Source organism: Psychrobacillus insolitus (assembly GCF_003254155.1).
GTDB classification, from domain to species: domain Bacteria; phylum Bacillota; class Bacilli; order Bacillales_A; family Planococcaceae; genus Psychrobacillus; species Psychrobacillus insolitus.
Genome location: NZ_QKZI01000004.1, coordinates 160120 through 185093, shown reverse-complemented (window position 1 = coordinate 185093; position 24974 = coordinate 160120). Strand labels below are relative to the sequence as shown.

Here is a 24974-nt window from a genome sequence, read left to right as displayed (position 1 = left end):
TTTCCTTATCCAATGTGTAAGAGATGGGGAATCAATCCAAGCGATTTGATGACTGGTGTGCAGTGTGGAAAATGTGAGCAGTTTGGGATGGTTAAAATTAAAAGAACTTGGCAGTGTCCTACATGTTCACATAGGGACTCAGAGGCCCATCTAGCAGCTGTTAAGGAATGGTTTGTACTAATCGGTGTACAAATGTCTAATAGTGATTGTCGTAAATTTTTACAGGTGGGTCAGCATCAGACAGTGACTAGAATTTTACAAGGTATGGATTTAATAATTAGTGGAAAAGGAAAAGCTACTAAATATAAAATGGATAAAAAAACGCTATCTGGTCAGAAAAATTTCTATATGGACAGAAAAAATTCTATACGGTCATAAATTTATTTATACGGTCACATTATTATTTATATGGTCACAAATTTTTCTATACGGTCACAAATATCTATAAGGCCTCCATAAAGAGTACTTATAGATGAGGGAGGACGTTTTACTGGAAGATTAGGTGTGGCTTAAGTCGCGATGTTTTTTAGTTTACAGAAAGTTATTCATTTAATCGATACAACACATCATCATCTACGCTAGGCGCTCCTCGTCCATCTGTATTATTGGTAATGAAGTAAAGGGAATTTCCATCTGAATACACGTCACGTATACGACCGAATCCAGTGATGGAGCGTTCGATTTTATTCGTGGATGGTTCAATAACTTTGATAGACTCTCCTCTTAAAGTGGCTACATACAGTTTTCCTTTGTGGAATGTGATACCAGAGGGAGCCCATGTTTCATTTGCACCAGAAGTGATGATTGGTGTGGCATAGCCATTTTTTGTCTGAGTGCCTTCAATTATCGGATATCCGTAGTTTTTTCCTTGCTCAATTATGTTGATCTCATCGTTTGCGGATTGCCCATGTTCAGCTTCGTAAAGAATACCATCCTCGTTCCAGGCAAGTCCTTGTGGATTACGATGTCCGGTGGAATAAACTTCAAAGGAACCATCCTTTTGCATGCGTAGAATTTTTCCGTTCATGACAGGTGCTTGTGCGTTTTCTGGGTTTCCTGCGTCTCCGATTGTTACATAGAGCAAGTTGTCTGGGCCGATTTCTAGACGACCACCATGATGAATATTACCTGTTGGGATATTGTTTAGATGGATTTCTGTTTCCTGCCAAGTTCCGTTTTCATATTTAATCGTTACAACTCGATTGAATGTAGATCCATTTTGATCGTAAGTATAGTAAGCGAATGCTTCCTGCGACTGCTCAAAATTTGATTTTAGGGCAAACCCTAGAATCCCAGCTTCTGAGGCTCCAGAAAGTGGATCAGAAAGTGTTACTTTTTCATGTGCAACCTGACCATCATATGTGATTTTTGCGATGGTTCCAACACGTTCTGAAATATAGAAAGTATCTCTGTATAAGTTGATCGACCAAGGAATATCTAGATTTGTCGCCACCTGTTCAGCTACTAATTTCTCATTTGCAAATTCCTCATTTGTACAGCCAAATAATATCAATGATAAGAGTATTAGCTTTTTCATCGTAATCCCTCCTTATTCTCTAGTAGTTCTCTTTTCTAATTATATTCTCCTTTTTTTATCTGAATTTCATCTAATTTTCATCTGGAACATTTATACTCATACGTATAAAGCAATTAGGAAAGAGGAGAAAGCAGATGAAAAGAAAATTATTAGGGATGGCGTTTGCACTATGTATAGCAGTAATAACATATAGTTAAGGTAGCTTTGTTTATTTTAAAAAAATAAAGTAAAAATTCTGGACAATTCAATTATACTTAGGGACAATGAAGAAGTAACAATCAATATATAGTTTAAGAGACAATAATCAGAGGAGGAAACTAAATGAGTCAAGCATTTTTAAACAAAGTTACACCATATGTAAATGACGATGAATTACTGGTGCGCGATTTTGCATCTTTTATGCTACATGAGTTTCCCTATACACCGTCTGAAATTGTCAACCAACAATTAACTAGTGCTCTTCATGCTGAACCAAAAGAAAGAAATAGCATACTAGCCTGGGGACATGAAAAGAATGTAAATGACGAGTCCTTACCAGTATTATTAGATCTGTTAAAGAAGGTACCTACAACACATCGCCATTTAGTGCTCCAGTATGTCATGAATTTATCTGCGCAAACGATTGTAGATCATGCAGTAGAATTCCAGACGTATATTGGTGAGAAATATATTCAATTTTGTCGATTTTTACTATTAGGTGACGAAAAATCACTTATGGAAGCATATGTGGAGATAGTGAAAAATATAGAAGGTAATAGCTTCAATCCTCTGGAATTCCAGAAAGCAAAGAAATTGCAAGATGTTCTCATTGAAAAAGGTTATTACGGGGAGCAGGAAGTAGCTGCAATATTAAAACATGAAATGCAAGATGATTTGTTTTCGATTAATGGTGTTTTAGGAGTACGGGCAGTTGGTGTTTTACAATTGTCGGAGTATATCCTCACGTTAGCTAGTTTACTTGCAAGAGATGAAGATATTTTACTAGAAGAAGTTGCAATAGCCTTGAGCAAGTTTCAATCTGATGAAGTAGTTAATGCTGTTGCTTCTTTTGCAATGAAAGCAGAGACGTTTATATATGCTGTAGGAATTTTACAAGAAACAAAAACAAAACGCGCGGAAGAAGTGCTGATAGAAAGTTATTCGAAGCTAGATGACGATGGAAAAGAACTCGTTATTGAAGCTCTTACTGCACACTTCACAGAAGCAGCATTTCCAATTATAGAAGATTTCCTAGAAAATGAATACTTTGGTGGCATGATTGACCTAGAGCAAACACTTTATAGCTTTTACAAAATAATGGGTCGTACACATCCAGAAATGGTGCACTGGAAGACAGTTGCCCTAGAAATTGAAGAACAAAATGAACTTTCAACTAACAAATCAGTTCCAGCGATATCGCAAAAAATCGGCAGAAATGATCCATGTCCTTGTGGCAGTGAAAAGAAATACAAAAAGTGCTGTGGGCAAGCAAGTTAATAAAAATATAAAAAATAGCAGTGCAATTCGATTACGAATTTGCACTGCCTTTTTTATTTGTAGAGTTTTTAGAAATAATGTGAGGTATTTCTTATAATACCAGGTGTTCATTGCAATATAGGAATGTTGTAATTAATTATGCAATTCCTGAAGATCTTCTGCACTTCGGGCAAATGCATCTTTTTCTACAGTAAACCCTAAGTCTTCAATCATCTTCAAATCTTTTTCTGATTCTTGGCCAGATGTTGTTAAATAGTCACCAAGGAAAATAGAATTGGCTGCATATAAAGCCATTGGTTGTAGGGAGCGTAAGTTTAATTCGCGACCACCAGCAATTCGAATTTCTTTTGTTGGAAGTATGAATCGTGCAAGTGCAACAATTCGCAAACACCATATAGGGGTCATAGGCGTTTTGTTTTCAAAAGCTGTTCCTTCTATAGCATGTAAGAAATTTATCGGTATAGAATCTGCATTTAAAGAACGAAGGGTATGCAACATACTAATAATATTTTCTGTAGATTCGCCCATTCCAATGATAATACCTGAACATGGAGAAATTCCAGCTTGTTTTACTTTTTCGACTGTTCCCACACGATCATCGAATGTATGAGAAGACACTATATTTTCGTGAAACTCGGCTGATGTATTGATATTATGATTATATCGATCGATGCCAGCTTCTTTTAGTTCTTCTGCTTGATTATCTGCAAGGATTCCAAGACAGCCACATAGTTTAAGCGGCAATGTTTCTTTAATTTCTCTAGCCGCTTCTTTAACAATCGCTAGTTCATGTCTGCTGGGCCCTCTTCCGCTCGCAACAATACAGAACGTGCCAGCTCCAAGTTTTGCAGCTCGTTGTGCACCTTTTACAATTTCTTCTTTCGTCATCATTTTATACTTTTCTATTGGCGCGCTGGATTCAGAGGATTGGGAACAATAACGACAGTTTTCAGGACATAATCCTGACTTTGTGTTAATCAGCATATTTAGTTTGACATCATTCCCATAGTAATGGTGTCTAATCATATAGGCCGCATCTATTTGTGAGAGCGTTTCTTTACTATCTGCTTGTAAGAAATCAATACATTCCTGATGAGTTAGTTCATGTCCATTTAAAACGTGTTCTGCTAGTGAATGCCAATTCATCTGATCACCTCATGTTTAATAGTTGTACTGCTATGCTCCATTGTTGGAAATGCTCGAAGTACCTTGTAAGAAATCATCGTGGATAGGATAGATAAAGCGATATCCTTTGGTAATGGAACCATCATTATCGTCCAAGCCATTTCGTAAGAAAAACCTTCTGGTGCATCAAACCAGAACTTATACGCTAAATACAACCAGTTAGTTCCAATTATATAAACGACCACTGTTCCTATAAGTGATGCAACTAATATGGACCTAAACGATTTACTTTTTTCGGTTATAACACCTGCTATCCAGGCAACCAAAATGAATGCTAACAAAAAGCCAAATGTAGGGCTAAGGATAGCGCTAATGCCACCACTAAATCGTGCGAAAACTGGAATTCCAGCTAGCCCAATGAATAAATAAAGCGCCATTGCAAGAGTTCCGTATTTCTTCCCAAGTAACGTACCGGCGAGTAAACTAACAACCGGCTGAAAAGTAATTGGTACTCCAGCGATAACGAAAAATGGTAGTAAGGATGTAATATTTGCTCCAATCCCCATTAAAGCAGCAAATAGTGAAGCAAGAATCATCCCATGTAACTTTGACTTGACCAAATAAATCACCCCTTAAACTTTTGTACAAGTTTAATTATATGTATAAAAATCCATTGTGTAAACATAATTAATTATTTGGTTAACACATTTTGCGAGGAATTAATAAATTATGATAGGATTATCTATGCCCAAAAAGAAGAGCTTCTGACATTTTGTCAGAAGCCCTTCTAGTGACTGAAAATAAAGTTGTGACTGTAAATCTAAAAATGTGACCGGATAGAAAAATTTGTGACCGTATAAATAAAAATACGACCGTATAGAGAAAGTTTCTGTCCATTTAAGCAAAAACTTCTATTTCACAGCTTGAATAATGGCAGATACGATATAGTTTTCTACGTTTTGTCCAGGAGCCCAATCTTTAATGAATTCCTTCGAATCGTCTTTTGGTGTAATACGAATATCCTTGAAACCAGCTGTCTCTAGAAATGCTGTTAATTGGTTCAAAGGGGATGCCCCAGAGATACAGCCAGTATATAGCTCCATGTTTTGTTGCATTTCTTCAGGTAAAGTTGTTGTTAAGATAATATCTGAAATGGCTAAGCGACCGCCTACTTTTAGGACACGGTATGCTTCTTCAAATACACGTTGTTTGTTTGGTGATAGGTTGATCACGCAATTTGACATAATGACGTCTACTATTTGGTCCGCCACGGGTAAGTTTTCAATTTCTCCTAAACGAAAATCTACTTGTGTGTAAGAAGATTTCTCTGCATTAGTGCGAGCTTTTGAAATCATTTCAGGCGTCATGTCGACACCAATTACTTTTCCGGTTGTACCCACTTTTGGAGCAGCTAAAAAGCAGTCGAAACCTCCACCGGAACCTAAGTCTAAGACAGTTTCGCCTTCTCTTAAATCAGCAATTGCTTGAGGATTTCCGCAACCGAGTCCCATGTTGGCACCGTTTGGAATACTTGCAAGCTCATCAGGTGTGTAGCCTAACTTTTGAGAGATTTCTGCCACTGTACTAGTTTGATTTTCTTCTGGTGCGCAACAATTATCCGTATTAATTACTTTTAATGCAATTTGTTTATAATTATTTCGGACGCTTTGACGGACTTCATCATTTTTAACTTCAGTCATTAGAAATTCCCCCCTAACAACAAGCAGAAGGATTATATCCCTCTAACACAAGACTCAATTCGCCGTTATCTTCTTCTGTAGCGATGGTTACATTACTTAATTCTTCTTTCATTTCTGGTTGAATAGCAATTTTGACCTCATCAATGATTTCCACAAGATCACTTTCTTCCGCAGGTTGTAATGCCACGGCTAAGCTAGATCCGCAGCAACCAGCTACGCTATAAAATCGAATCGTATCTACTGCGTTTTCCACCATTGCTTGTTGAATATACGTTTTTGCTTGTTCTGTCATGTTCATAAAGTTTGTTCCTCCTGTAATAGATAGTGTAATCCTTCTAATCCTTTTGGTTCTTTTAGGCTCCATGGAATAAGTACGGTGTGACTATTAGATAATGAATCCACTCGTTCCATCCATTTCTGCTCACTTATTATTTTGCGTTTTAGTAAATGATCATTTGTTTGAATCAAAGAAAATGATTGATTGATGACCCAAAAGTGAACGGTAAGTCCAGCGCGTTGTAAGTCTTGCTGTAGGCGCTCCGCTTCATAGACGGGAGTTGCTTCGGGTAACGTCGTGATAATAACGCTAGTTTCTTCTGGATTGCGTAAGGTAGGCAATAAATGCTGAACTGCTACAGGTACTTCACCAGATGAGCGACTAATTTCTTTATGGTATGACTCAGAAGAATCTAATAATAGAAGTGTATGACCAGTTGGTGCAGTATCAATGACTACCACTTCATCTTGGTGTGCTTCAATAACATTGGCAAATGCACGGAATACGGCAATTTCTTCTGTACAAGGAGATTCTAAATCTTCTTGGACGAATGATAAGCCGTCTTCATTCATCGTTTCGCGGGCTTTGCTCAATACCTCTTCTTTATATGTTGCGAGTACTTCCTTTGGATCAATGCTGCTCATCGTCAAATTCTCTGGAAGTTCATCTCCAAGTACCCAACTAAGGTGCGCGGCAGGATCAGTCGTTGTTAAATGGACACGTTTTCCTTTGTTCGCAAGTCCTAAAGCGACTAAAGCTGCAACGGTTGTTTTTCCAACGCCACCTTTTCCCATCGTGAAAATCACACGTTTTGGATTTTCAATATAATTACTAATCATCTGTTGAAGAGAAGTTGTAGTAATTTGTCGAATCGGCTCAGTAGATATGGTCTCTTCTAGTGGCTTGTCAGTTATCCGTTTTTCCATACGTTCTAGATTTGTAATGGAGAAGGGAGCTAAAGGCAAGCTGTATATAGGATATTGCGTTAATTGTGCAGGCATTTGTAGAAGAGATGCTTGTTGACGTTCTTTATATACTTTTGCATATAAATCATTCGCATCACTTGGTTCAAATACACCATTCACAAGTAGTTGTTGGTTTTTTATACCGATTGCTTCTAGTTCAATAGAGGCTCTAGCAGCTTCTCTTAGCGGACTAATTTCAGGTCTAGTAACGAGCATAAGCGTCGTTTGGTTGCCATCTGCTAGTACTTCAACAGCTTTCTTATACATAACTTTCTGTCCTTCTAATCCAGCTAATGGACCCAAGCAAGAAGCTCCTGAAGTATTATCTGCTAAAAATCCTGTCCAAGCCATTGGCAATTGTAGCAAACGTAATGTGTGTCCCGTTGGAGCAGTATCAAAAACGATGACATCGAAATTTTGTTGAACGGAAGCGTCTGTTAAAATAGCAGAGAATTGATTGAATGCGGCAATTTCTACTGTGCAAGCACCTGACATTTGTTCTTCCATGGACTGAATAGCTGTTTCAGGTAATTTCCCACGATACGGTGCCACCATTTGGTTTTTATAATCTTCCGCAGCTTGAATCGGATCTAAATTTAAGGCATATAAGTGGGATGTTCCTTCTATTAATACAGGTGTATTCGTTAAAGCCTGTTGGAAAATATCCTGTAGGTTAGATGCAGGGTCCGTACTAACGAGTAGTACCTTTTTGTTTTCTAGTGATAGCGTATAGGAAAGGGCACTAGCAACAGACGTTTTTCCAACGCCACCTTTCCCAGTGAAAAATAGGAACTTTGTTTTCGGATAATGTTCTGTCGTAAAGCGTTCCATTAGAGTTTTACCACTTTCGTAGACAGGCGAATTCTAGGTTTTTGGATTAATTCCTCTGCAGAAATTTCCGTCCATTTCTCAAATTCCTCATTGGTTGGATACCGACCAGAAATCACCACTTCTTCGTTTAATAAGATAATCGGTAAACTGTCGACTCCTTTTTCATTTAATAGCGTATTTACAAGAATATTGTCTATAAAAGCAGTAGGATCATTCGACAAATTAAACCGTTCAATCGAATAAGAGCGTTTCGTTAAATTATTGAAAACAAACGAAACACGTAATAACTCAGGGTCAATGGAAGGCCCACAAACCCCAGTCGAACAACACATAGCTGGGTCATACATTTTAATAGAATTCATCACAAATCTCTCCTTTATAATTAAATGATTTTTTCTTCTATAGAACATTCTGGGCTACAGTTTTCAGTTGAAACTGGCTCTAAGTCATCAATAATTGCTTGGATAAACGGAGACTGTTCCTCATTCAAACGATAATGCTTCCATGTACCTCTTTTTCGTTCTAATATAATATCTGCTTCTTTCAACTTGCGGAGTTGTTGACTAACGGCAGGCTGCGAAACTTGTAATACATCCACTAAATCACATACACAAACTTCGCCTTGTTTTAAACAAGCGAGCAACTTTAAACGATTGGCATCGCTTACAGCTTTTAACTGTTTCTCCATCTTCATCAATGCATCCATATCGTCACCTCATACATACTATTTTATAATATAAGGATATGCTTATGTAATGAAAAAATCAAGTGAAATAGAGTGCTCTAATGAAGGGGGAAAATGATTAAACATAAAAATTCTGCCCTATTAAACACATTTTCTCTTTCATACGAAACAATCCTATTGTCAGAAAACAATGTTTTTTAAAAAAGTATTGATTTTTATTCATAATTAGTGTTATCTTGAATAGTCGAAGTTTCGAAAAATGTTCACATTTTCAAGAAAAGGGGTAGCAATTATATGAATAAAAACAGATGGTTAATTGCAGTATCAGCAATAGCAATCCACCTTTCAATTGGGGGGGCATATGCGTACAGTGTTTATAAATTGCCAATCGTAACAGAAATGGGTTGGAGTGAAACCAAGGTAACGATCGCGTTTACTATTATGATGGGGCTTGCAGGTTTTGCAGCAGCATTGTTTGGTAATTTAGTAGAGAAATTTGGTCCAAGAAAATCGGCGATACTTGCAGCAATTCTATTTAGTTTAGGACAATCTGGTGCAGGGGTTGCGATTTTAATAGACTCAGTGCCTTTATATTGGTTAACATATGGTGTTTTAAGTGGTTTAGGGATGGGGATTGGATATATTGCTCCAGTTTCAACTTTAGTTAAATGGTTCCCGGATCGTAGAGGTTTAGCGACAGGTATGGCAGTTTTAGGGTTTGGTTCAGGTGCACTTCTTACAGCACCAATTGCAGCAAATCTAATGCAGTCTGTAGGTATTTCAACTACATACTTCATACTAGGAGCTAGTTACTTTGTATTGATGATTTTAGGAGCTTCGTATATTGCGCCACCAGAACCAGGTTATATGCCTGAGGGTATGAAGGCTGCAGCAGCAAGTGGAAAGAAAAAGATCAAGCAAGATTTAGCTCAAATGTCAGCGAGAGAAGCCGTAAAAACGAAGCATTTTTGGATGCTTTGGGCAATGCATTTATTTAATGTAATGGCTGGTATTATGATGATTTCAGTTGCTTCTCCAATGGCGCAAGAAATTGTTGGTTTGTCTGTAGCAGGAGCTGCAGCGATGGTTGGGCTAATGGGATTATTTAATGGTGGTGGTCGATTACTATGGGCGGCTGCTTCAGATTACCTTGGGAGATCTAATGTTTTTGTAATCTTCTTTAGTATCCAATTAGTTACATTTATCTTATTGCCGTTTACAACGAACGTAATCATATTCCAGTTGTTTATTTTCTTAGTTGTAAGTTGTTACGGTGGTGGTTTCTCCAATTTACCAGCGTTTGCCAGCGACTTATTTGGAACGAGACAATTAGGTGTAATTCATGGTTATTTATTAACAACATGGTCTCTAGGTGGGATTTTCGGTCCACTTATTGTTAGTGTAGTTAAAAATATGACAAATAGTTATATACCTGTTTTCTATGTATTTACTGGGCTAATTGCATTTTCCTTTGTAATTTCTCTAGTACTTCGTGCTGATGTTAGAAAAGCGGTAAAACAAAAAGCAGAGAGTCAATCATCAGTAGTAGGAGACGTTTCAACTTCAGTTTAATAATAATAACTAATAGCGGATGGTGATCATTTTTAAATGATCACCATCTTTTATTTTTGGTTCTTTGTCAAATGACGTCGGTGAAGAATTTTAGTTGTCAATAATTGATTTATTTATTTGTCACGGAAAGCGTTCGCTCGTAACGGAAATCAGCGCAGATCAGGATTTTATAGATGTTTAAAAAAATGAATCAAATGTGTGACTTGCACCTACATAAGTTACATGTGTAACTGCCCGGTTTGCGTACAACGTGATAAGATATGGTAAACAGAATGACTAGATAGGAATGAGGAAAGATGAGTAATACACATATATTTTCAAAGCGTGAGGAGATTGCAAATTCGATTATTCATGGAATTGGTGCTCTTTTAAGTGTGGCGGCACTCGTTATTTTGATCGTGTCTGCTGTGATGCATGGAACTGCGTGGCATGTTGTAAGTTTTACGTTGTTCGGTGCTACAATGGTGATTTTGTTTGTATCGTCTACGCTAGTCCACTCGTTTCCAGCAGGTCGTGCGAAAGATGTGTTTGAAATAATGGACCACTCGTCTATATACTTTTTCATCGCGGGGGCGTATACACCTTTATTATTCCTTGCAGTGAAAGGGCCACTTGGCTGGACGTTATTTGGGATTGTGTGGGGGCTTGCGATTGCAGGTACTGTGTTTAAGGCGTTTTTTGTGAAACGTTTCTTGAATACGTCAACGTTACTATACATAGTAATGGGTTGGCTAATTGTGTTTGGGTGGAATCCGCTTGTAGAGAATATGTCGACAGAAGGACTGGCAATGCTTGCGATTGCAGGGGTGCTTTATACAATTGGAGCGGTTTTCTATGTGTGGCGTGGGTTTACTTATCATCATGCAGTGTGGCATTTATTTGTGCTCGTCGCGTCTGCGTTGCTTTTCTTTGCAGTGATGACTTTACTACCATAAGTTATAATGTAATTATCAACTTTTTTTAAGAGGAGGAAATGTATTATGTCATCAATTGAAGAAAAGTTTTACGGATTACCAACAACAGCAATTTCGGATGCGTTAAAAGGAATTAACCATATGGATTCAGCTATTAAACCGTTAAGAGATAGTGACAAAATAGCTGGTAGAGCATTCACAGTTAATGTTCCTGCAGGAGATAATACTGGTGTTTTACGGGGTATAAGAGAAGCAAAGCCTGGTGATATTTTGGTAGTTGACGGAAAAGGATTTACGAACAGAGCTGTTGCAGGGGATTTTGTTATAGGACTTGCCAAAAACATGGGATTACAAGGTATTGTCATAGACGGAGCTATTCGTGATATACAAGGAATCAGAGACTTAGATTTCCCAGTATTTTTCCGAGCATCTACTGTAGCGGCAAGTGTAAAAGCTGCTCCGGGTGAACTGCAAGTAACTATCTCAAGTGGTGGAGTAAGTGTTAGTCCAGGAGATATCATTGTTGGAGATGCAGACGGCGTTATTGTCATTCCAAAAGCGAACAAAGAAGAGGTTCTGCAATCTACTTTGAAAAAGATAGAAAAAGATAATGAGAGAGAAGAGAAATATAATGTAAGCCGGGAGACTGCTCTTGCTTATTTGAATAGTGTGCTTGACTGAAAAGAAAAATGAGCCGAGAAAGCGACGTTAGTCACTTTCTCGGCTCATTTTCTTTTCATGGTAATTATGTAGCTTTCGACTATGTGTCCTTGTAGTTGGTGTTATTATTATTCGTCATAATAGCCAAGCATTTCCGAAATTTCTTTGGCATTCTTTTGGAGAACTGCAATTATTTCATCGTACTGGGACTCATGAATGTACTTCGATTCACCTATTAGTGCCAAAGAAGAAACGACATCGCCTGAGTAATCTTTAATAGGTACCGCAAAGCTTATGAACCCAACGGCATAGGTATCTTTTGTGATAGCAAATTGATCATAATGGATTTGGTTAATGACTTGTCTTAACTGAATGGGGCTAATTACTGTGAATTCCGTATACTTTTTTAAAGGTTGGGAAGTGACATTTTCAATAATCGCTCGACTTTTGAATGCTAAGATGGCAAGTCCTTCTGCGGTACAATGTAAATCATTGTGTCGTCCACTTTTCGTAACTAGCTTCATCGAAAGTTCACTCATCTCACGCAATAAATAGACGACTTTATTGTGCTCCATGACACAAATATGTGCTGGCAAATTAAAGCGTGAAGCTAGGTCTACAAGAATTGGCTTTGCATCTTCATATGCTTCTTTATGTGATTGAACGATTCCACCAAGTGCGAGAATAGATAAACCAAGGCGGTATAAATCATTCGAAGTATTTTGCACGAGGAAACCCTCTTGTACCAACTCTTTTACATAGCGATGCACAGTCCCTTTCGATAAATTCAAACGTTTCGTAATTTCAGTAATTCCAAACTCGGGCGCTTTAGGAGTGAAGAGTCGTAAAATGCGCATTGCATTTTTCACAGAAATAATGAAATATTGTTCATTTAATGAATGTTTCAAGGTCAATCTCCTTTTCGTGTGTTTGTATAAATTGTGTAATTTGTTTACTTGTCGTCATGACATGTTCAATTATTTTATCCATATTCGGTAAAATACGTTTTATTGGCCCTGCTACGCTGACCGAAGCAAATGCAATATGTTGTTTGTTATAAACGGGAGCACCAATTGCAATAATTGTTTCGATGAAATGTCCTTTCGTCACAGCATAGCCTTGTTTCCTAAAGATAGATAATTGTTGTTGTAGCTGCTCCAAAGTAGCAAGGGAATACTGTGTGTAGCGAGTTAACTTTTCAGGGTAGAGCATATCAACAGTATGCGGATTTAACTGGGCTAATATAGCTAAACCAGAAGCCGTACAATGAGCTGGATTTCTTCTGCCGATATGGGACCGCAATTGTACGCGATATTGGCTATCCTCTTTCTTTAGATAAATAACATCCGTATTTTCTAAAATAGCAATATGTGCAGATTCTTTTGTTTGCATCGATAATTTTTTTAAAAAATGTGTTGTCTCTTTTAAAATGGCAATCTGATCTACTACCGTGTTGGATAACGCTAAAATGGATGAGCCAAGACTATATGTATTAAAACCAGTGTTTTGATTAATAAAACCTTCACTTTCCAGTGTTTGGACCAAGCGACAAGCAGTACTCTTGGATACGCCAATACGCTCGGTAATATCAGATAATGTTAATTCCTGTTCATCAATTGAAAAGCTTTTTAAAATATGAAGCGCATTTGTTAATGAGCTGTTTGGTGTACGTGTCATATAAAATACTCCTTCCTTTATTAATTAAAAATAACATCTTTCACAAAGTAAATCTTCATAATTTGTATGATAATTTATTTATTGTTCCACATAGAGGAATGCAAGCCTTTCCAAGCGGTGTTATTGCTCGTATTATTCTTGTATAAACAATATTCATCAAATTTTCTTTATTTTAAGAAATTTGTTGTGAAATAGTAAAAGGGGTGTTTTGAATGAATCATAAAGTTCATGAAACAAAGGTAGATCTTAAATCGTATCAAATGCACAAATTAAATGAACTTTTGGTTTTTGTTTCTGGTTTTAATGAATTCTATAAAGAAAAATTTCAAGGTATTCAATTGCCTATTACGTCGAGACATGATTTAGCGAGTTTACCATTTGTAACAAAAAAAGAATTGGCAGACGACCAAAACATGTATTTACCATATGGTCGTAATCATTCTTATCCAGAGGCTAGCTATATTAGATATCATCAAACATCAGGAACAACTGGCCGTCCTTTAAAAGTACTTGATACTACTGAAAGTTGGAATTGGTGGTCGGATTGTTGGGTGGAAGTACTCGAATCGGCGGGTGTGACAATGAATGATCGTGCGTATTTAGCATTTTCTTTTGGACCATTTATTGGTTTCTGGGCCGCGCACGAAGCAATACAGAAATTAGGAGGTATGGCGATTCCAGGAGGAAGCATGTCTTCGGAAGAGCGTTTAAATAGTATGCTAGATAATGCAGCAACCGTATTATTATGCACACCAAGCTATGCGCTACATTTAGCAGAGGTAGCAGAAAAACTAGGCGTTGATTTAAAGAATTCTTCGATTGAAAAAATTATAACAGCTGGAGAACCTGGAGGATCAGTCCCTTCGACACGTGCTCAAATTGAAAGTTTATGGGGAGCTAAGTTATACGATCATGTTGGTATGACTGAAATGGGTGCATATGGTTACTCATGTAATGAACAAAAAGGATTACATGTCAACGAAGCACAGTTTATTGTTGAAGTCATTAACTCAGAGACATTAGAACATGTAGCACCCGGTGAACGGGGAGAGCTTGTATTGACAAATCTTGGGCGTCTTGGTTATCCAATGATTCGCTATTGTACAGGGGATGCCGTTGTTTATGACCCTACACCTTGTGCTTGTGGGAATAAGTTTTTATTTTTACCTGGAGGCATAGTTGGACGTGCGGACGACATGGTTATTATTCGAGGGGTGAATATATATCCATCTTCTATTGAAGCAATCGTTCGTGAATTCGATGCTATTAAAGAATTCCGCATCGTTTATTATACAGAACATGAAATGGATCAACTAAAATTGCAAATTGAAGGTCCAGAAGAAGTGGTTATTACGCTAGCTAAGCTGTTGCGGAATCGTATTGGACTTAGAATCGAAGTGGAACAAGTAGAAACAGATTCTTTGCCACGTTTTACAATGAAAGCTCGTCGTGTAATGGATAATCGTTCCATAAAAGTAACAGTTTAAGGAGGTTAATGTAGATGGAATATACGCTAAAAGTGAAGTGGGGAGATACCGACGCTGCGGGAATTGTGTTTTATCCTAATTTTTATAAATGGATGGATGAAGCCACGCATGAATTTTTTTCAGCAATCGGGTATCCGACCGATGATTTGTTCAGAGAGCATATTGCACTCCCTTTATTAGAAGCGCATTGTGAGTTTAAAAAAGCGCTTGAGTTCAATGCTAGAGTAAATATTCAAACAACTATTGTATTAATAAAAGAAAAAGTTTTTACATTATCTCATCAATTTTATTGTGAAGAACAACTGGTAGCAAAAGGTTATGAAGTACGTGCGTGGGTATCAACTGCAAATGGCAAACCTAAGGCAGTAGCGATCCCAGAACAAGTTACATTGAAATTACACCAACAGGAAGAAGGGGAAAAAAATGATAAATGAACGTGAAGTATTAGTAGTAGGAGCAGGTCCAGTAGGGATGACAGCAGCACTAGCGCTACATAAGCAAGGGATTAAAGCAACAATTATTGAAGCAGAGCCAGAAGGACGCGAGCGAGCAGGAAGCCGTGCAATTTATATTCATGGTGCCACGTTAAAGTTATTAGAAGGTATTTATCCAGGTTTAGGCTTTACGTTAGCGGATATCGGAATCGTATGGCCGGTTAAGAAAACATTGTATCGTGGAGACGAAGTGTATAAGCGCGTGTATGAGCCACCAGCAGTGAATAAGATGCCAGCATTCTCGAGTTTACATCAACATGAAATAGAAAAGGCGCTATTCGCTGCCTGCCAAGAAGTTGGCATAGAGTTTATTTGGGGTGAACCAGTAACAAATGTTGTGACATCAAATGATGGTGCCACAGTTGAAACAGAAAACGGTACATGGCAAGCAAAATACGTGATTGCTTCGGATGGTGCACGTTCAGTTGTTCGTCAATCACTCGGCATTAAATTTGAAGGGCCACGTACGAGCGATACGTTCATCGTAGTAGATGTCACAGAAGACAAAGAAAATCCATTGCCAGTTGAACGTATTTTCCATTACTTACATCCAGATATGGGTGGCCGTAACGTTATGTACGTTCCATTTGCAGGCGGTTGGCGTGTCGACCTTCAACTATTCGAAGATGATGACCGTGAGTATTACGGTTCAGAGGAAGGTGTTCGTGAATGGCTTCCAAAAGTAATGGATGCTAAATATGCGGATCGTATTACGTGGATTTCTAGCTATACATTTTATCAAGTGGTGGCAGATACATTTACGGATGAAAACCGCCGTGTTATTTTAGCGGGTGAAGCAGCACATTTATTTGCGCCATTTGGAGCGCGTGGTTTAAACTCTGGTGTGCCAGATGCAACAGTCGCTGTTTCTGGAATTGCAAAAGCATTACAAGCTGAAACAATCGAGGAAGCGCATGCAGCCATTGATGCAGTAGCAAACGAACGATTAAGTGCAGGATTATACAACCGTGAATGTTCGAACTTAGCATTAGAGCATATTCAAGGAACAAATGAAGAGATTAAGATGAAACGTGAAATGAGTGCATTTTTAGCACCGCACATTCCAGCTTTAGGTAAATGGTTAGACGAAGGTCCATTTGGTCCGCGTTCTGGTCCACCAGCACTGTCAACTAAGTACTAATTCATTTTGAAGGGGTAAAAATACTTAAGTAGATTTGTTTGAAAACAGTTCGGCCTAAAAAATTGCCGAACTGTTTTCAATTACCCAAAAAATGATTTGGAGATTTATTAAGGGGGAGATTATATTGTCACAATCAACAGAATCAACACAACCTTATAAGAGAGTATGGGGAATGCTCTTTATAGGATGGATATTTGCGTATTTTGATCGAACACTTACAGGGCCGATAGTAACATGGATGATTGAAAATGATGTTGCATTTTTAGAAAATGCTTCAGATCCATACGCTCTAGCTGGTTTGTTAGGTAGCTTATTTTTTGCGGGTTATATGTTAACGCAATTCCCTGGTGGATATTTTGGGGATAAGTATGGCTATCGTAATATGATTATTTTAAGTATTATGTGGGCAGGTATTACAACACTATTAACAGGTTTATTTAGCGGGTTGCTTGTATTCGTTGCACTACGTGTATTAACGGGATTAGGAGAAGGTGCGTTCTATTCAAATGACCGATCGCTAATCGCGCAGGTAACACCGCCGAAAAAGCTTGGACTTGGAATGGGTCTTGTTATGAGTGGTCTTTCTGTCGGTCTAACATTAGGTTTAGTAGGAACAATATACTTAATTGAATTTGCTGTTCCATTTTTAGGGAATGACGCATGGAAGTTTCCATTCATTGCATTGGGGATTGTAACAATTGTTGTTGCTCTAGTTATGTCATTTGTCATTCCGAAGAGCTTAAATACCGAGAATTCTAGTATGAAGAAAACGGTATCTAGTTTGGCAGGATATTCTATTGTATTTTTAATAATTATTATGGCGGTTTACATAATCACAGATAAGATGCAAATTAATGAAGGTGCTATTGCAGGTATTTTTACACTATTAGCTTTTGTTTTTATTGCATATATTTATAATACGAAGCCAGAAGTTCGTCCGGTATTAAAAAACCGTAATTTAATGCTATTATACATATCTGCTATTCCTATTATGTGGCATCTATGGTTTTACAGTTTCTGGTCTGTTTCAATTGTAAGTGATTTTGGTGGAAGTACATTAACGACCGCGGCATTAGTAGCTTCATTTAATGCTATTGCTGGTTTAATTGGTTTCCCATTAGGTGGTTGGATCTCTGATAAAGTTGCGTTAAAACAAAACGGTCGTCGAAATATTTTATTCATTCTTACAGTTATATTTGCAATTTCCGTTTTTGCATTCACATTCTATCTGATGAGTGGTCATGGTAGTTTAATTATTATGTCTTCGATTTTATTTGTATCAGGTACATTATTCTTTGCTGTACAATCCATTCAACATGCATTTATTTCCGATTTAGCACCAGTAGAGCATCGTGGTTCCGCGTTTGGTCTTTGGAACTTAATCGCTGAAATTGGCGCATTACTATCACCAGTTCTTTCAGGAGTTTTACGTGATAAAACTGGAGAGTGGACAGCGCCACTATTATTAGATGGCGGTTTAATAGCTTTAAGTTGTGTATGTATTATTTTAATTGGTGTTGGTTCAACGAAATTAAAACCAGTTTTACAATAAATTTATATTAATATAGCTAACATAAACAGCGCCCTTGCTACTACCGCAAATTTTGGTAGTAGCAAGGGCGCTGAACTGTGTAATTATAGTACATCACTGAGTGCACTGGTCAAATATGGTAGAATAGTTTAAATAAAAGATTGGTAAGGGTTCATTATGAAAATGGAACAACTATTAAATAGAATTTGTATAGCGAAGTTAGATAATATTCTGGTAATATTAGGAAGTAGAAGACAATGATGTAAATCGCTTAATTTAGAAAATATCACCAAGAAGGAGAACGAAGATGACGTATGTAAAGCCGGATCAAGTAATAGAAAGTATGGTTCAATCAGGTGCTGTCAAAGCCAAGCTACCTATTCAAGACTTATTAATAAGAGGGGGAATAGCTGGAGCGTTGCTTGGAGTTGCAACCACTTTAGCGTATACTGCAGAAACACAAACACAATTGGGGATTATAGGAGCGCTTCTTTTCCCTGCTGGTTTTGTCCTAGTCATTCTTCTTGGTTTAGAACTGGTTACTGGAGGTTTCGCTTTAGTGCCATTGGCTGTTTTGAAAAAGAAAGCAACAGTGAAGGAAATGTTGACTAACTTTTTCTGGGTTATTGTTGGTCATCTGATAGGTGCTTCTCTATATGCATTATTATATGTGATTTCAGCAACCCATTTAGGAAATATACCCGTAGCTGATCATGCTGTTGCCCAAAAGATCGTCAACGTGGCTGAGGCAAAAACATTAGCATATTCGGCATTAGGGTTTAGTGGAATGCTTGTTGTTTTTGTAAAAGCAATCCTTTGTAACTGGCTAGTATGTCTAGGAGCTGTTGTAGCGATGACATCACTATCAACTATTGGAAAAATAGCAGCAATGTGGCTACCAATTTTAATCTTTTTTGCACAAGGATTTGAACACGCAGTAGTTAATATGTTTGTTATACCTGCGGGAATGATGCTCGGTGCCAATGTTACGATGGGTGATTGGTGGTTATGGAATCTGATTCCAGTTCTGATTGGAAACTTTGTCGGTGGTTTACTATTTACTGGACTTGCATTATACGTTACGCACCGAGGAGCAGAGAAGAAGAATTTAATATAAGCTCATTTAACAGAACCCGCTGTAACTAAAAATATGAAATGAGGAATAGTGAATGCTAAAAGGGCTTGAGGGAAAGAAAGTAGTAATTGGTGGTTCCCGTAAAATTGAAGAAATAAGTACATTAATTGAAAAACGGGGGGGAATTCCGCTTAGTCGTCCACTTCAAGGAACTGTATTTTTAGCAGACAAGGAAGTAGAGCCCTCGTTGCAAAGGGTAGTAAATGATGGAGCAGATTGGTTTGTATTCACAACGGGAATTGGTATTCAAACACTTATAAGTTTAGCTGGAAAAATGGGTATAGAAGAGGCATTCCTAGCAAGAATCCAGCAAGCACAGGTGGCTTCTAGAGGCTATAAAACATCAGGTGTACTTAAGCGTTTGGGGATTAAACCAGTAGCTTTTGATGAAGACGGAACGACTCAGGGATTGATAAAAACTCTTGAAAACCAAGATTTTTCTGGAAAGCGTGTAATCGTTCAGCTTCATGGTGAATCAGCACCTCGATTAATTGATTTTCTTGAAAACAAAGGGGCTATTGTAGAGACAATTCTTCCTTACCAACATATAGCACCTGAAACAGAACCAATTGCAACCTTATATAAGGAACTATTAGATGGACAAGTAGATGCTGTATGTTTTACGACGAAGGTTCAAGTTCATTCACTCTTTGAGTTTGCGAGAAAAAATGGTTGCTTGACTGATATTTCGCAAGCTTTTAAAGAACGAACAGTGGCTGTTTCCGTAGGTAAAGTCACCACAGAGGCTTTAAAAGAAGAGGGAATTGAGCGGTATGTCATGCCTGAAAATGAGCGGATGGGAGCCATGATTGTAGAGCTTGCACATTACTACGAAGCAAATTTAAAATAATATGGTGACTAGTCAACTCAGGAATTGCGAAAGCATGCAGAGGAAGAAGCTACTAACCACTATTCCTGAATAAACCAATCTCTATATCTAGTTTAACTTTCAACCTTTTTTCATAATAAAACTCAGATGTCTTCCACTTTGTTTGTCTTGACGATAAGAGAAACCATCCGGATTTAAATACGTGCAGGTTTGATCGATTGTAATTTGTTCAGAAGGAATACCAGCTAGTTCACATTGCTTTTTCACGGTTTTCTGATTATCAATGTGATACTTGTTGGTTTTGTCATTGTAATACATAAATTCATCTGCATACCCAAGGTCTTTGAATTTTACATACACATCTTTATCCACTTCAAATTTATCCTGACTCAGAGCTGCGCCAATTTGGACATGAAAATCACTCGGATTACATTGTTCATCTTGTACTAAATGCTCAAAAAGTTTCGGGGTAATTTCTTTGATTGTGCCTTGCCACCCGGAATGAACGACTCCAATAAGCCCATTCACTACATTGTAAAAAATCACCGGAACACAATCGGCAGAAAAGCTACATAGTAACAGATTAGGCTCATACGTATACAGGGCGTCCGTATCTACAATGGCAGTTTCCAATTGTTTTGCACCTCGACCTTTATCTGCAAGTGTGACCCGATGGGAATTTGCGCTATGTGTTTGGTTTGCACAAACGAAATCATCGAGCTTGCAATGTAGTGAAGTAGCTAATTTTTGGCGATTTTCTATTATATCTTTAGGGTTCTCACATACATGAAGAGCCATGTTATTGTTTTCAAATTCGCTTTCATCTTTAAGGGTCATTCCTGTTATAAACTGATCGTTATTTACATATATTTTTGTTTTCATCTCATCACCTGTTGTTAATATATATTAGTTCGTTAAAGATGTATAGGGAAGTAACAGACAATGAACCTCTCGCTATTTTAATGGCGAGAGGTTCATGTTGTTTTATAAAATAATAACTATTTAAAAACAGAAACTTTTTTCAGCACAATACAAACCGGAATTGCTATAATGATTCCCACAACATTTTGAACTATATTTCCAGGAATCGAAGCAAGTGGAATAATCCAACTACCATATAGAACCCGCTCACAAATGTAATAAACAGCTAACATGAAGGGAATCGAAACGATGGTAGCTAGTATATTGAAACCCATACTATTTCCTTTGCGGCCGAAAGACCAAGCAATTTTTCCAACTATGTATCCCTGCAAGCCACGAGCCACAACTGTGAAGGGTGCCCACAATGTCCAACCAGATACTAAATCAAACAACCCCATACCAAGAGCTCCAGCGAGTGCTGCTTTTTTAGGACCGAAAAGAATAGATGCGATAAAGAGCATTGCTGTTCCAAGATGAACCAAGCCACCATTTGCTGCGATAGGTAATCTAATGTTTAAAGTGAGTGTTGCAACGAATACGAGTGCTATTAACATTGCTGTTAGAATCATATTAAAAGTGCGTGATTTCGAATAACTCGTTGTTTTGTTCATAGTAATAATCCTTCTTCCCTATTAAAATCAATTTTGAATTTACTGATAACCTTATCAAAAGGCTGGTATTTTTAAAAGTGTCAATTTATCGTAAAACTTAGGTGCCAGTTTGAAGGAAAATCGGAAGTTAAAAGTGTATAATCATGAAATAAAGACTTCTAGATCTGAAATAGGATAAACAATGCCAAAAAAAAATGATACGCAGAATCGTATCTTAAGTAAATGAGTTTTTATGTATTAAATAGATTAGCAATGTATGTCTATCACTATTAATATGTATGATGAAATCTGAGCTATATTAATATGCTATATCGAAGGAGGCGTAGTATGAAGCAACTTTATATAAAGCAGAAGGTATTGAGTCTAGGTGGCAAATTTACTGTAAAGGATCAGGGTGAGAAGGATGTCTATTACGTAGAGGGAAGTTTTATGCAAATCCCAAAGACTTTCTCCATTATGAATACAGAAAGAGATGAAGTCGCCCTAATTACGAAAAAGGTGTTCAGCTTTTTACCGAAGTTTTTTGTTGAGGTTAATGGCCAAGAGATGTTAACGATTAAGAAGGAGTTTTCCTTCTTTAAAGCACGCTATACGATTGATGCGGTAGACATTGAAGTAAATGGTAACTGGTGGGATATGGATTTTCAGGTCTTACAGCATGGCATAGTCGTGGGTAAAGTGAACAAGGAGTGGTTCACTTGGGGCGATAGCTATAAAGTTCAAATATTGAATGAGGAGATGGAGGCTGTCATTATTGCGTTGGTTGTTGCTATTGATTGCGTGAAGGCTGACCAGGCGGCTGCTTCCTCAGCATCGACGATTTAATTTAGGTTGGTAGGTACTAACACTATTCTTATAATAATTAAGAAGTTGTTATTTAAAAATTACTATATTTTTTGTTTAAAAGTAATTACATTAGGCATATAATTTAAAAAATAGCTTATTTTTAAAATAAGGAAGTGGTATTAGTGAACTATGAAAAATTATCAAAGCTTTTTTATAAAATAGATCAGGATATGTATAAAAGTGAACTTGAAAAAAGAAAGAATAGTTATGGAAGTTATTTGACCCCTTTAACCATTCAAGGTTTTCGTAAAGGTCATTTAGTGAAAGAATCCTATCCACTATTTTATGTGAATACAAAAAAACTAATGTCTTTGAATAATAAAGTGTTATTAAATAGTTCTAAAATATCTTCACTGATCAGTAAACTTCCTTTGTATATAGTGGAACCATATTTTCACAAACTAATTGTTAATGAAGCCCAAAGCACGAACGAAATTGAAGGTGTTAGGAGTACCAAAAAAGAACTAAAGGAATTATTAAGTGAACTAGAGCAGTCTGACGCAAAAAACAAGAGATTTAAAGGTTTATTGAAAACCTATATGTATATCGATCATATCAAGCCCTTTAAAGAGGTTGCAGATTTTAGGACGCTATATGATGATTTAGTATCAGATGAGATTGACAATAAAAACGCTCCAGATGGTGACTTGTTTAGACAGGGCTATGTAGAGGTGACTAATGGAATTTCTACTACACATATAGGTGTTAGTTCTGAGGAGAAAATTATTGAAGCACTACATGCATTAATAAATTATCTAGACGATAAATCACAGCCACAATTATATCAATATATGGTTGCACACTATTACTATGAATATATTCATCCTTTTTATGATGGTAATGGTCGAACAGGTAGATTATTAGTTTGTAGTTACTTGGCAAGATATTTGGATAGATATTCTGCGATTACTTTTTCATATGCAGTCAATAAAAATAAAGTAAAATATTATAAAGCGCTAGAAGAAATACCATCCCCTTTAAATAAAGGAGAAATCACATTTTACTTGGTAGATATGCTAGAATTACTTTCTTCGGGACAAGAAGGAATTATAGAAGATTTGGAATTAAATTTGGCTAAATTAGAACGTATCAATGAATACTTTACAAGTGATGAATGGACAGAACGTAAAGATGAACGAAATTTATTAAGACTTATAACTAGTTTAACTATATTTGTTGATGATGAAACAAATATACCTGTAACTAAGCTGATGAAAATATCAAAGAACTCAAGATATATGGTAAATAAAATCATGGATAATTTGGAACATGAAGGCTATGTGAAATTAGTTAGCCAGAAACCTAAAGTGTATAAAGTGCATGGTGAATTTTTGGAAAACATATTGGTATTGTGAAATGGTATGTACACACTAAATGAAACAAGTGAATAGCATCAAAGTAAATGAAGTAATTATCAAGAAAAGAGGCAAATGATGAGTAAGCAATCTATTTATGGATTAACGTTAAATCAATTGACAGAGTGGCTCTTAGAACGTGGGCATAAAAAATCGAGGGCTTTGCAAGTTTGGAATTGGCTTTACCGGAAACGTGTAACTGGTTTTTCTGACATGACAGATGTGAATCAAGAATGTGTTCAGTTATTGACAGATCACTTCACTGTTCATTCATTAAGTGAGCAAGTAAAGCAAGAAGCAGCGGATGGGACAATTAAGTTTTTGTTTAGGTTACAGGATGGAAACTTGATTGAAACGGTTATGATGAGACATAAATATGGTATTTCAGTATGTGTGACTACTCAAGTAGGCTGTAACATTGGTTGTAGTTTTTGTGCGAGTGGGTTACTTGCGAAAAGCCGTGATTTAACAAGTGGTGAAATTGTAGAACAAATTATGAATGTTCAACTTCATCTCGATAAAATAGGGCAAGGGGAAATCGTGAGTCATGTTGTCGTGATGGGGATTGGTGAGCCATTTGATAACTTTGTTAATCTGATGGACTTTTTAAATGTGGTTATTGATCATAAAGGACTTGCTATTGCAGCTAGAAGAATTACAGTATCGACAAGTGGAATCATCAACAAGATTTATGAATTTACGGATACTAAAATACCGGTAAATCTAGCGATATCCTTGCATGCACCAAATAATGAACTGCGTACTAGAATTATGAAAATAAATCGTGCGATGCCGATTGAAAAACTAATGGAGTCACTTAAATATTATTTAGCAAAAAACAACCGTCGCATTACGATTGAATATATTTTACTGAAGGATGTAAATGACCACAAAGAGGAAGCAGAGCAACTTGCCGATCTTCTTAGCGATATCAAGGATCAATTATATGTGAACTTAATTCCGTATAATCCTGTGGATGAGCATAGTCAGTACCAAAGAAGTGAGAAAGAATCGGTGTTATCTTTCTATGATACACTGAAAAAGAGAGGCGTAAACTGCAAAATCCGCCAAGAACATGGAACAGATATTGATGCAGCTTGTGGTCAGTTGAGAAGCAAGCAACTTAAAAAAGAGAAAGTACATTAAATTTCTTCTATAAAGTAACCAAGCTTGGTTACTTTACAACCTTTATCTAAAGAAATATT

Annotated in this window: 25 protein-coding genes and 1 pseudogene; 14 read left to right on the top strand and 12 right to left on the bottom strand. The window is 37.1% G+C overall.

Annotation, left to right across the window (positions count from 1 at the left end):
* Positions 1-378: pseudogene (locus C7437_RS16995) on the top strand (hypothetical protein); the annotation flags it as partial.
* Positions 379-541: 163 nt separating this feature from the next.
* Here the strand turns inward: C7437_RS16995 and C7437_RS11360 are convergent.
* Positions 542-1537: a PQQ-dependent sugar dehydrogenase gene (locus tag C7437_RS11360; RefSeq protein ID WP_111439829.1), complete on the bottom strand. Its 996-nt coding sequence runs from the start codon at positions 1535-1537 to the stop codon at positions 542-544.
* Positions 1538-1858: 321 nt separating this feature from the next.
* Here C7437_RS11360 and C7437_RS11355 point away from each other — a divergent pair, with 321 nt between their 5' ends.
* A complete protein-coding gene (locus tag C7437_RS11355; protein ID WP_111439828.1) occupies positions 1859-3013 on the top strand; it encodes a YecA/YgfB family protein in 1155 nt (384 codons plus the stop codon).
* 132 nt (positions 3014-3145) lie between these two features.
* On the opposite strand, the gene bioB is transcribed toward C7437_RS11355, so the two are convergent.
* The 7 genes from bioB to C7437_RS11320 form a co-directional block, all read right to left on the bottom strand.
* Positions 3146-4159, bottom strand: a complete 1014-nt coding sequence (gene bioB, locus C7437_RS11350) for a biotin synthase BioB (RefSeq protein ID WP_111439827.1) — start codon at positions 4157-4159, stop codon at positions 3146-3148.
* Entirely contained in the window at positions 4156-4734 is a 579-nt protein-coding gene (locus C7437_RS11345; RefSeq protein WP_111439837.1) for a biotin transporter BioY, read from the bottom strand. Before C7437_RS11345 ends, bioB begins: the two co-directional genes overlap by 4 nt.
* Before the next feature lie 315 nt (positions 4735-5049).
* The gene (locus C7437_RS11340; RefSeq protein ID WP_111439826.1) at positions 5050-5838 is read right to left on the bottom strand and encodes an arsenite methyltransferase; all 789 of its coding nucleotides are present in this window, start codon (positions 5836-5838) and stop codon (positions 5050-5052) included.
* Between the two features lie 13 nt (positions 5839-5851).
* Entirely contained in the window at positions 5852-6136 is a 285-nt protein-coding gene (locus C7437_RS11335) for a Fe-S cluster assembly protein HesB (protein WP_111439825.1), read from the bottom strand.
* Complete coding sequence (arsA, locus tag C7437_RS11330; protein ID WP_111439824.1) at positions 6133-7911, bottom strand: arsenical pump-driving ATPase; 1779 nt, start codon at positions 7909-7911, stop codon at positions 6133-6135. Before arsA ends, C7437_RS11335 begins: the two co-directional genes overlap by 4 nt.
* Positions 7911-8273 (bottom strand): arsenite efflux transporter metallochaperone ArsD, encoded by a 363-nt coding sequence (gene arsD, locus C7437_RS11325; RefSeq protein ID WP_111439823.1) that lies wholly within the window; start codon positions 8271-8273, stop codon positions 7911-7913. The genes arsA and arsD overlap by 1 nt, the downstream gene beginning before the upstream one ends.
* 20 nt (positions 8274-8293) lie before the next feature.
* On the bottom strand, positions 8294-8617 hold the full coding sequence (locus tag C7437_RS11320) for an ArsR/SmtB family transcription factor (RefSeq protein ID WP_111439822.1): 324 nt from the start codon (positions 8615-8617) through the stop codon (positions 8294-8296).
* Positions 8618-8890: 273 nt separating this feature from the next.
* On the opposite strand from C7437_RS11320, the gene C7437_RS11315 reads away from it, so the two are divergent.
* From C7437_RS11315 to C7437_RS11305, 3 genes are all read left to right on the top strand, one after another.
* Positions 8891-10168 (top strand): L-lactate MFS transporter, encoded by a 1278-nt coding sequence (locus C7437_RS11315; RefSeq protein ID WP_111439821.1) that lies wholly within the window; start codon positions 8891-8893, stop codon positions 10166-10168.
* A 296-nt stretch (positions 10169-10464) separates the two neighbouring features.
* Positions 10465-11103: a PAQR family membrane homeostasis protein TrhA gene (trhA, locus tag C7437_RS11310; RefSeq protein WP_111439820.1), complete on the top strand. Its 639-nt coding sequence runs from the start codon at positions 10465-10467 to the stop codon at positions 11101-11103.
* Positions 11104-11148: 45 nt separating this feature from the next.
* Entirely contained in the window at positions 11149-11763 is a 615-nt protein-coding gene (locus C7437_RS11305; protein WP_111439818.1) for an RraA family protein, read from the top strand.
* 107 nt (positions 11764-11870) lie between these two features.
* Here C7437_RS11305 and C7437_RS11300 read toward each other — a convergent pair whose 3' ends face one another.
* Positions 11871-12650 (bottom strand): IclR family transcriptional regulator, encoded by a 780-nt coding sequence (locus C7437_RS11300; RefSeq protein ID WP_111439817.1) that lies wholly within the window; start codon positions 12648-12650, stop codon positions 11871-11873.
* Positions 12631-13419: an IclR family transcriptional regulator gene (locus C7437_RS11295; RefSeq protein WP_111439816.1), complete on the bottom strand. Its 789-nt coding sequence runs from the start codon at positions 13417-13419 to the stop codon at positions 12631-12633. Before C7437_RS11295 ends, C7437_RS11300 begins: the two co-directional genes overlap by 20 nt.
* Positions 13420-13631: 212 nt before the next feature.
* On the opposite strand from C7437_RS11295, the gene C7437_RS11290 reads away from it, so the two are divergent.
* From C7437_RS11290 to C7437_RS11265, 6 genes are all read left to right on the top strand, one after another.
* Positions 13632-14906 (top strand): phenylacetate--CoA ligase family protein, encoded by a 1275-nt coding sequence (locus tag C7437_RS11290; RefSeq protein WP_111439814.1) that lies wholly within the window; start codon positions 13632-13634, stop codon positions 14904-14906.
* A 14-nt stretch (positions 14907-14920) separates the two neighbouring features.
* A complete protein-coding gene (locus C7437_RS11285) occupies positions 14921-15340 on the top strand; it encodes an acyl-CoA thioesterase (RefSeq protein ID WP_111439813.1) in 420 nt (139 codons plus the stop codon).
* Entirely contained in the window at positions 15330-16541 is a 1212-nt protein-coding gene (locus tag C7437_RS11280) for an FAD-dependent monooxygenase (protein ID WP_111439811.1), read from the top strand. Before C7437_RS11285 ends, C7437_RS11280 begins: the two co-directional genes overlap by 11 nt.
* A gap of 124 nt (positions 16542-16665) precedes the next feature.
* Positions 16666-18093 (top strand): MFS transporter, encoded by a 1428-nt coding sequence (locus tag C7437_RS11275; RefSeq protein WP_211310012.1) that lies wholly within the window; start codon positions 16666-16668, stop codon positions 18091-18093.
* A 286-nt stretch (positions 18094-18379) separates the two neighbouring features.
* Entirely contained in the window at positions 18380-19189 is an 810-nt protein-coding gene (locus C7437_RS11270) for a formate/nitrite transporter family protein (RefSeq protein WP_111439807.1), read from the top strand.
* A 52-nt stretch (positions 19190-19241) separates the two neighbouring features.
* Entirely contained in the window at positions 19242-20057 is an 816-nt protein-coding gene (locus C7437_RS11265; RefSeq protein WP_111439806.1) for a uroporphyrinogen-III synthase, read from the top strand.
* A gap of 99 nt (positions 20058-20156) precedes the next feature.
* Here C7437_RS11265 and pgeF read toward each other — a convergent pair whose 3' ends face one another.
* Together pgeF and C7437_RS11255 are read right to left on the bottom strand one after the other, a co-directional pair.
* Positions 20157-20918, bottom strand: coding sequence for a peptidoglycan editing factor PgeF (gene pgeF, locus C7437_RS11260; RefSeq protein ID WP_111439805.1), 762 nt, complete (start codon positions 20916-20918; stop codon positions 20157-20159).
* A gap of 116 nt (positions 20919-21034) precedes the next feature.
* Positions 21035-21568, bottom strand: a complete 534-nt coding sequence (locus C7437_RS11255) for an ECF transporter S component (protein WP_211310011.1) — start codon at positions 21566-21568, stop codon at positions 21035-21037.
* Between the two features lie 327 nt (positions 21569-21895).
* Between C7437_RS11255 and C7437_RS11250 the strand changes: the two genes are divergently transcribed.
* The 3 genes from C7437_RS11250 (at position 21896) to rlmN (ending at position 24915) form a co-directional block, all read left to right on the top strand.
* The gene (locus tag C7437_RS11250; protein ID WP_111439801.1) at positions 21896-22393 is read left to right on the top strand and encodes an LURP-one-related/scramblase family protein; all 498 of its coding nucleotides are present in this window, start codon (positions 21896-21898) and stop codon (positions 22391-22393) included.
* 143 nt (positions 22394-22536) lie between these two features.
* A complete protein-coding gene (locus tag C7437_RS11245; protein ID WP_111439800.1) occupies positions 22537-23769 on the top strand; it encodes a Fic family protein in 1233 nt (410 codons plus the stop codon).
* A 78-nt stretch (positions 23770-23847) separates the two neighbouring features.
* Positions 23848-24915, top strand: coding sequence for a dual-specificity RNA methyltransferase RlmN (gene rlmN, locus C7437_RS11240; protein WP_111439798.1), 1068 nt, complete (start codon positions 23848-23850; stop codon positions 24913-24915).
* Positions 24916-24974 lie beyond the last annotated feature (59 nt).

Bases quoted from the DNA above. Each gene is read 5' to 3' on its own strand.
- C7437_RS11280 (WP_111439811.1), top strand. From the start codon at position 15,330: ATGATAAATGAACGTGAAGTATTAGTAGTAGGAGCAGGTCCAGTAGGG.
- arsD (WP_111439823.1), bottom strand. From the start codon at position 8,273: ATGAATTCTATTAAAATGTATGACCCAGCTATGTGTTGTTCGACTGGG.
- C7437_RS11270 (WP_111439807.1), top strand. From the start codon at position 18,380: ATGACGTATGTAAAGCCGGATCAAGTAATAGAAAGTATGGTTCAATCA.
- C7437_RS11320 (WP_111439822.1), bottom strand. From the start codon at position 8,617: ATGGATGCATTGATGAAGATGGAGAAACAGTTAAAAGCTGTAAGCGAT.
- bioB (WP_111439827.1), bottom strand. From the start codon at position 4,159: ATGAATTGGCATTCACTAGCAGAACACGTTTTAAATGGACATGAACTA.
- rlmN (WP_111439798.1), top strand. From the start codon at position 23,848: ATGAGTAAGCAATCTATTTATGGATTAACGTTAAATCAATTGACAGAG.
- C7437_RS11345 (WP_111439837.1), bottom strand. From the start codon at position 4,734: ATGATTCTTGCTTCACTATTTGCTGCTTTAATGGGGATTGGAGCAAAT.
- C7437_RS11290 (WP_111439814.1), top strand. From the start codon at position 13,632: ATGAATCATAAAGTTCATGAAACAAAGGTAGATCTTAAATCGTATCAA.
- C7437_RS11340 (WP_111439826.1), bottom strand. From the start codon at position 5,838: ATGACTGAAGTTAAAAATGATGAAGTCCGTCAAAGCGTCCGAAATAAT.
- trhA (WP_111439820.1), top strand. From the start codon at position 10,465: ATGAGTAATACACATATATTTTCAAAGCGTGAGGAGATTGCAAATTCG.
- C7437_RS11335 (WP_111439825.1), bottom strand. From the start codon at position 6,136: ATGAACATGACAGAACAAGCAAAAACGTATATTCAACAAGCAATGGTG.
- C7437_RS11285 (WP_111439813.1), top strand. From the start codon at position 14,921: ATGGAATATACGCTAAAAGTGAAGTGGGGAGATACCGACGCTGCGGGA.
- C7437_RS11315 (WP_111439821.1), top strand. From the start codon at position 8,891: ATGAATAAAAACAGATGGTTAATTGCAGTATCAGCAATAGCAATCCAC.
- C7437_RS11305 (WP_111439818.1), top strand. From the start codon at position 11,149: ATGTCATCAATTGAAGAAAAGTTTTACGGATTACCAACAACAGCAATT.
- C7437_RS11355 (WP_111439828.1), top strand. From the start codon at position 1,859: ATGAGTCAAGCATTTTTAAACAAAGTTACACCATATGTAAATGACGAT.
- C7437_RS11255 (WP_211310011.1), bottom strand. From the start codon at position 21,568: ATGAACAAAACAACGAGTTATTCGAAATCACGCACTTTTAATATGATT.
- C7437_RS11265 (WP_111439806.1), top strand. From the start codon at position 19,242: ATGCTAAAAGGGCTTGAGGGAAAGAAAGTAGTAATTGGTGGTTCCCGT.
- C7437_RS11360 (WP_111439829.1), bottom strand. From the start codon at position 1,537: ATGAAAAAGCTAATACTCTTATCATTGATATTATTTGGCTGTACAAAT.
- C7437_RS11295 (WP_111439816.1), bottom strand. From the start codon at position 13,419: ATGACACGTACACCAAACAGCTCATTAACAAATGCGCTTCATATTTTA.
- arsA (WP_111439824.1), bottom strand. From the start codon at position 7,911: ATGGAACGCTTTACGACAGAACATTATCCGAAAACAAAGTTCCTATTT.
- C7437_RS11250 (WP_111439801.1), top strand. From the start codon at position 21,896: ATGAAGCAACTTTATATAAAGCAGAAGGTATTGAGTCTAGGTGGCAAA.
- pgeF (WP_111439805.1), bottom strand. From the start codon at position 20,918: ATGAAAACAAAAATATATGTAAATAACGATCAGTTTATAACAGGAATG.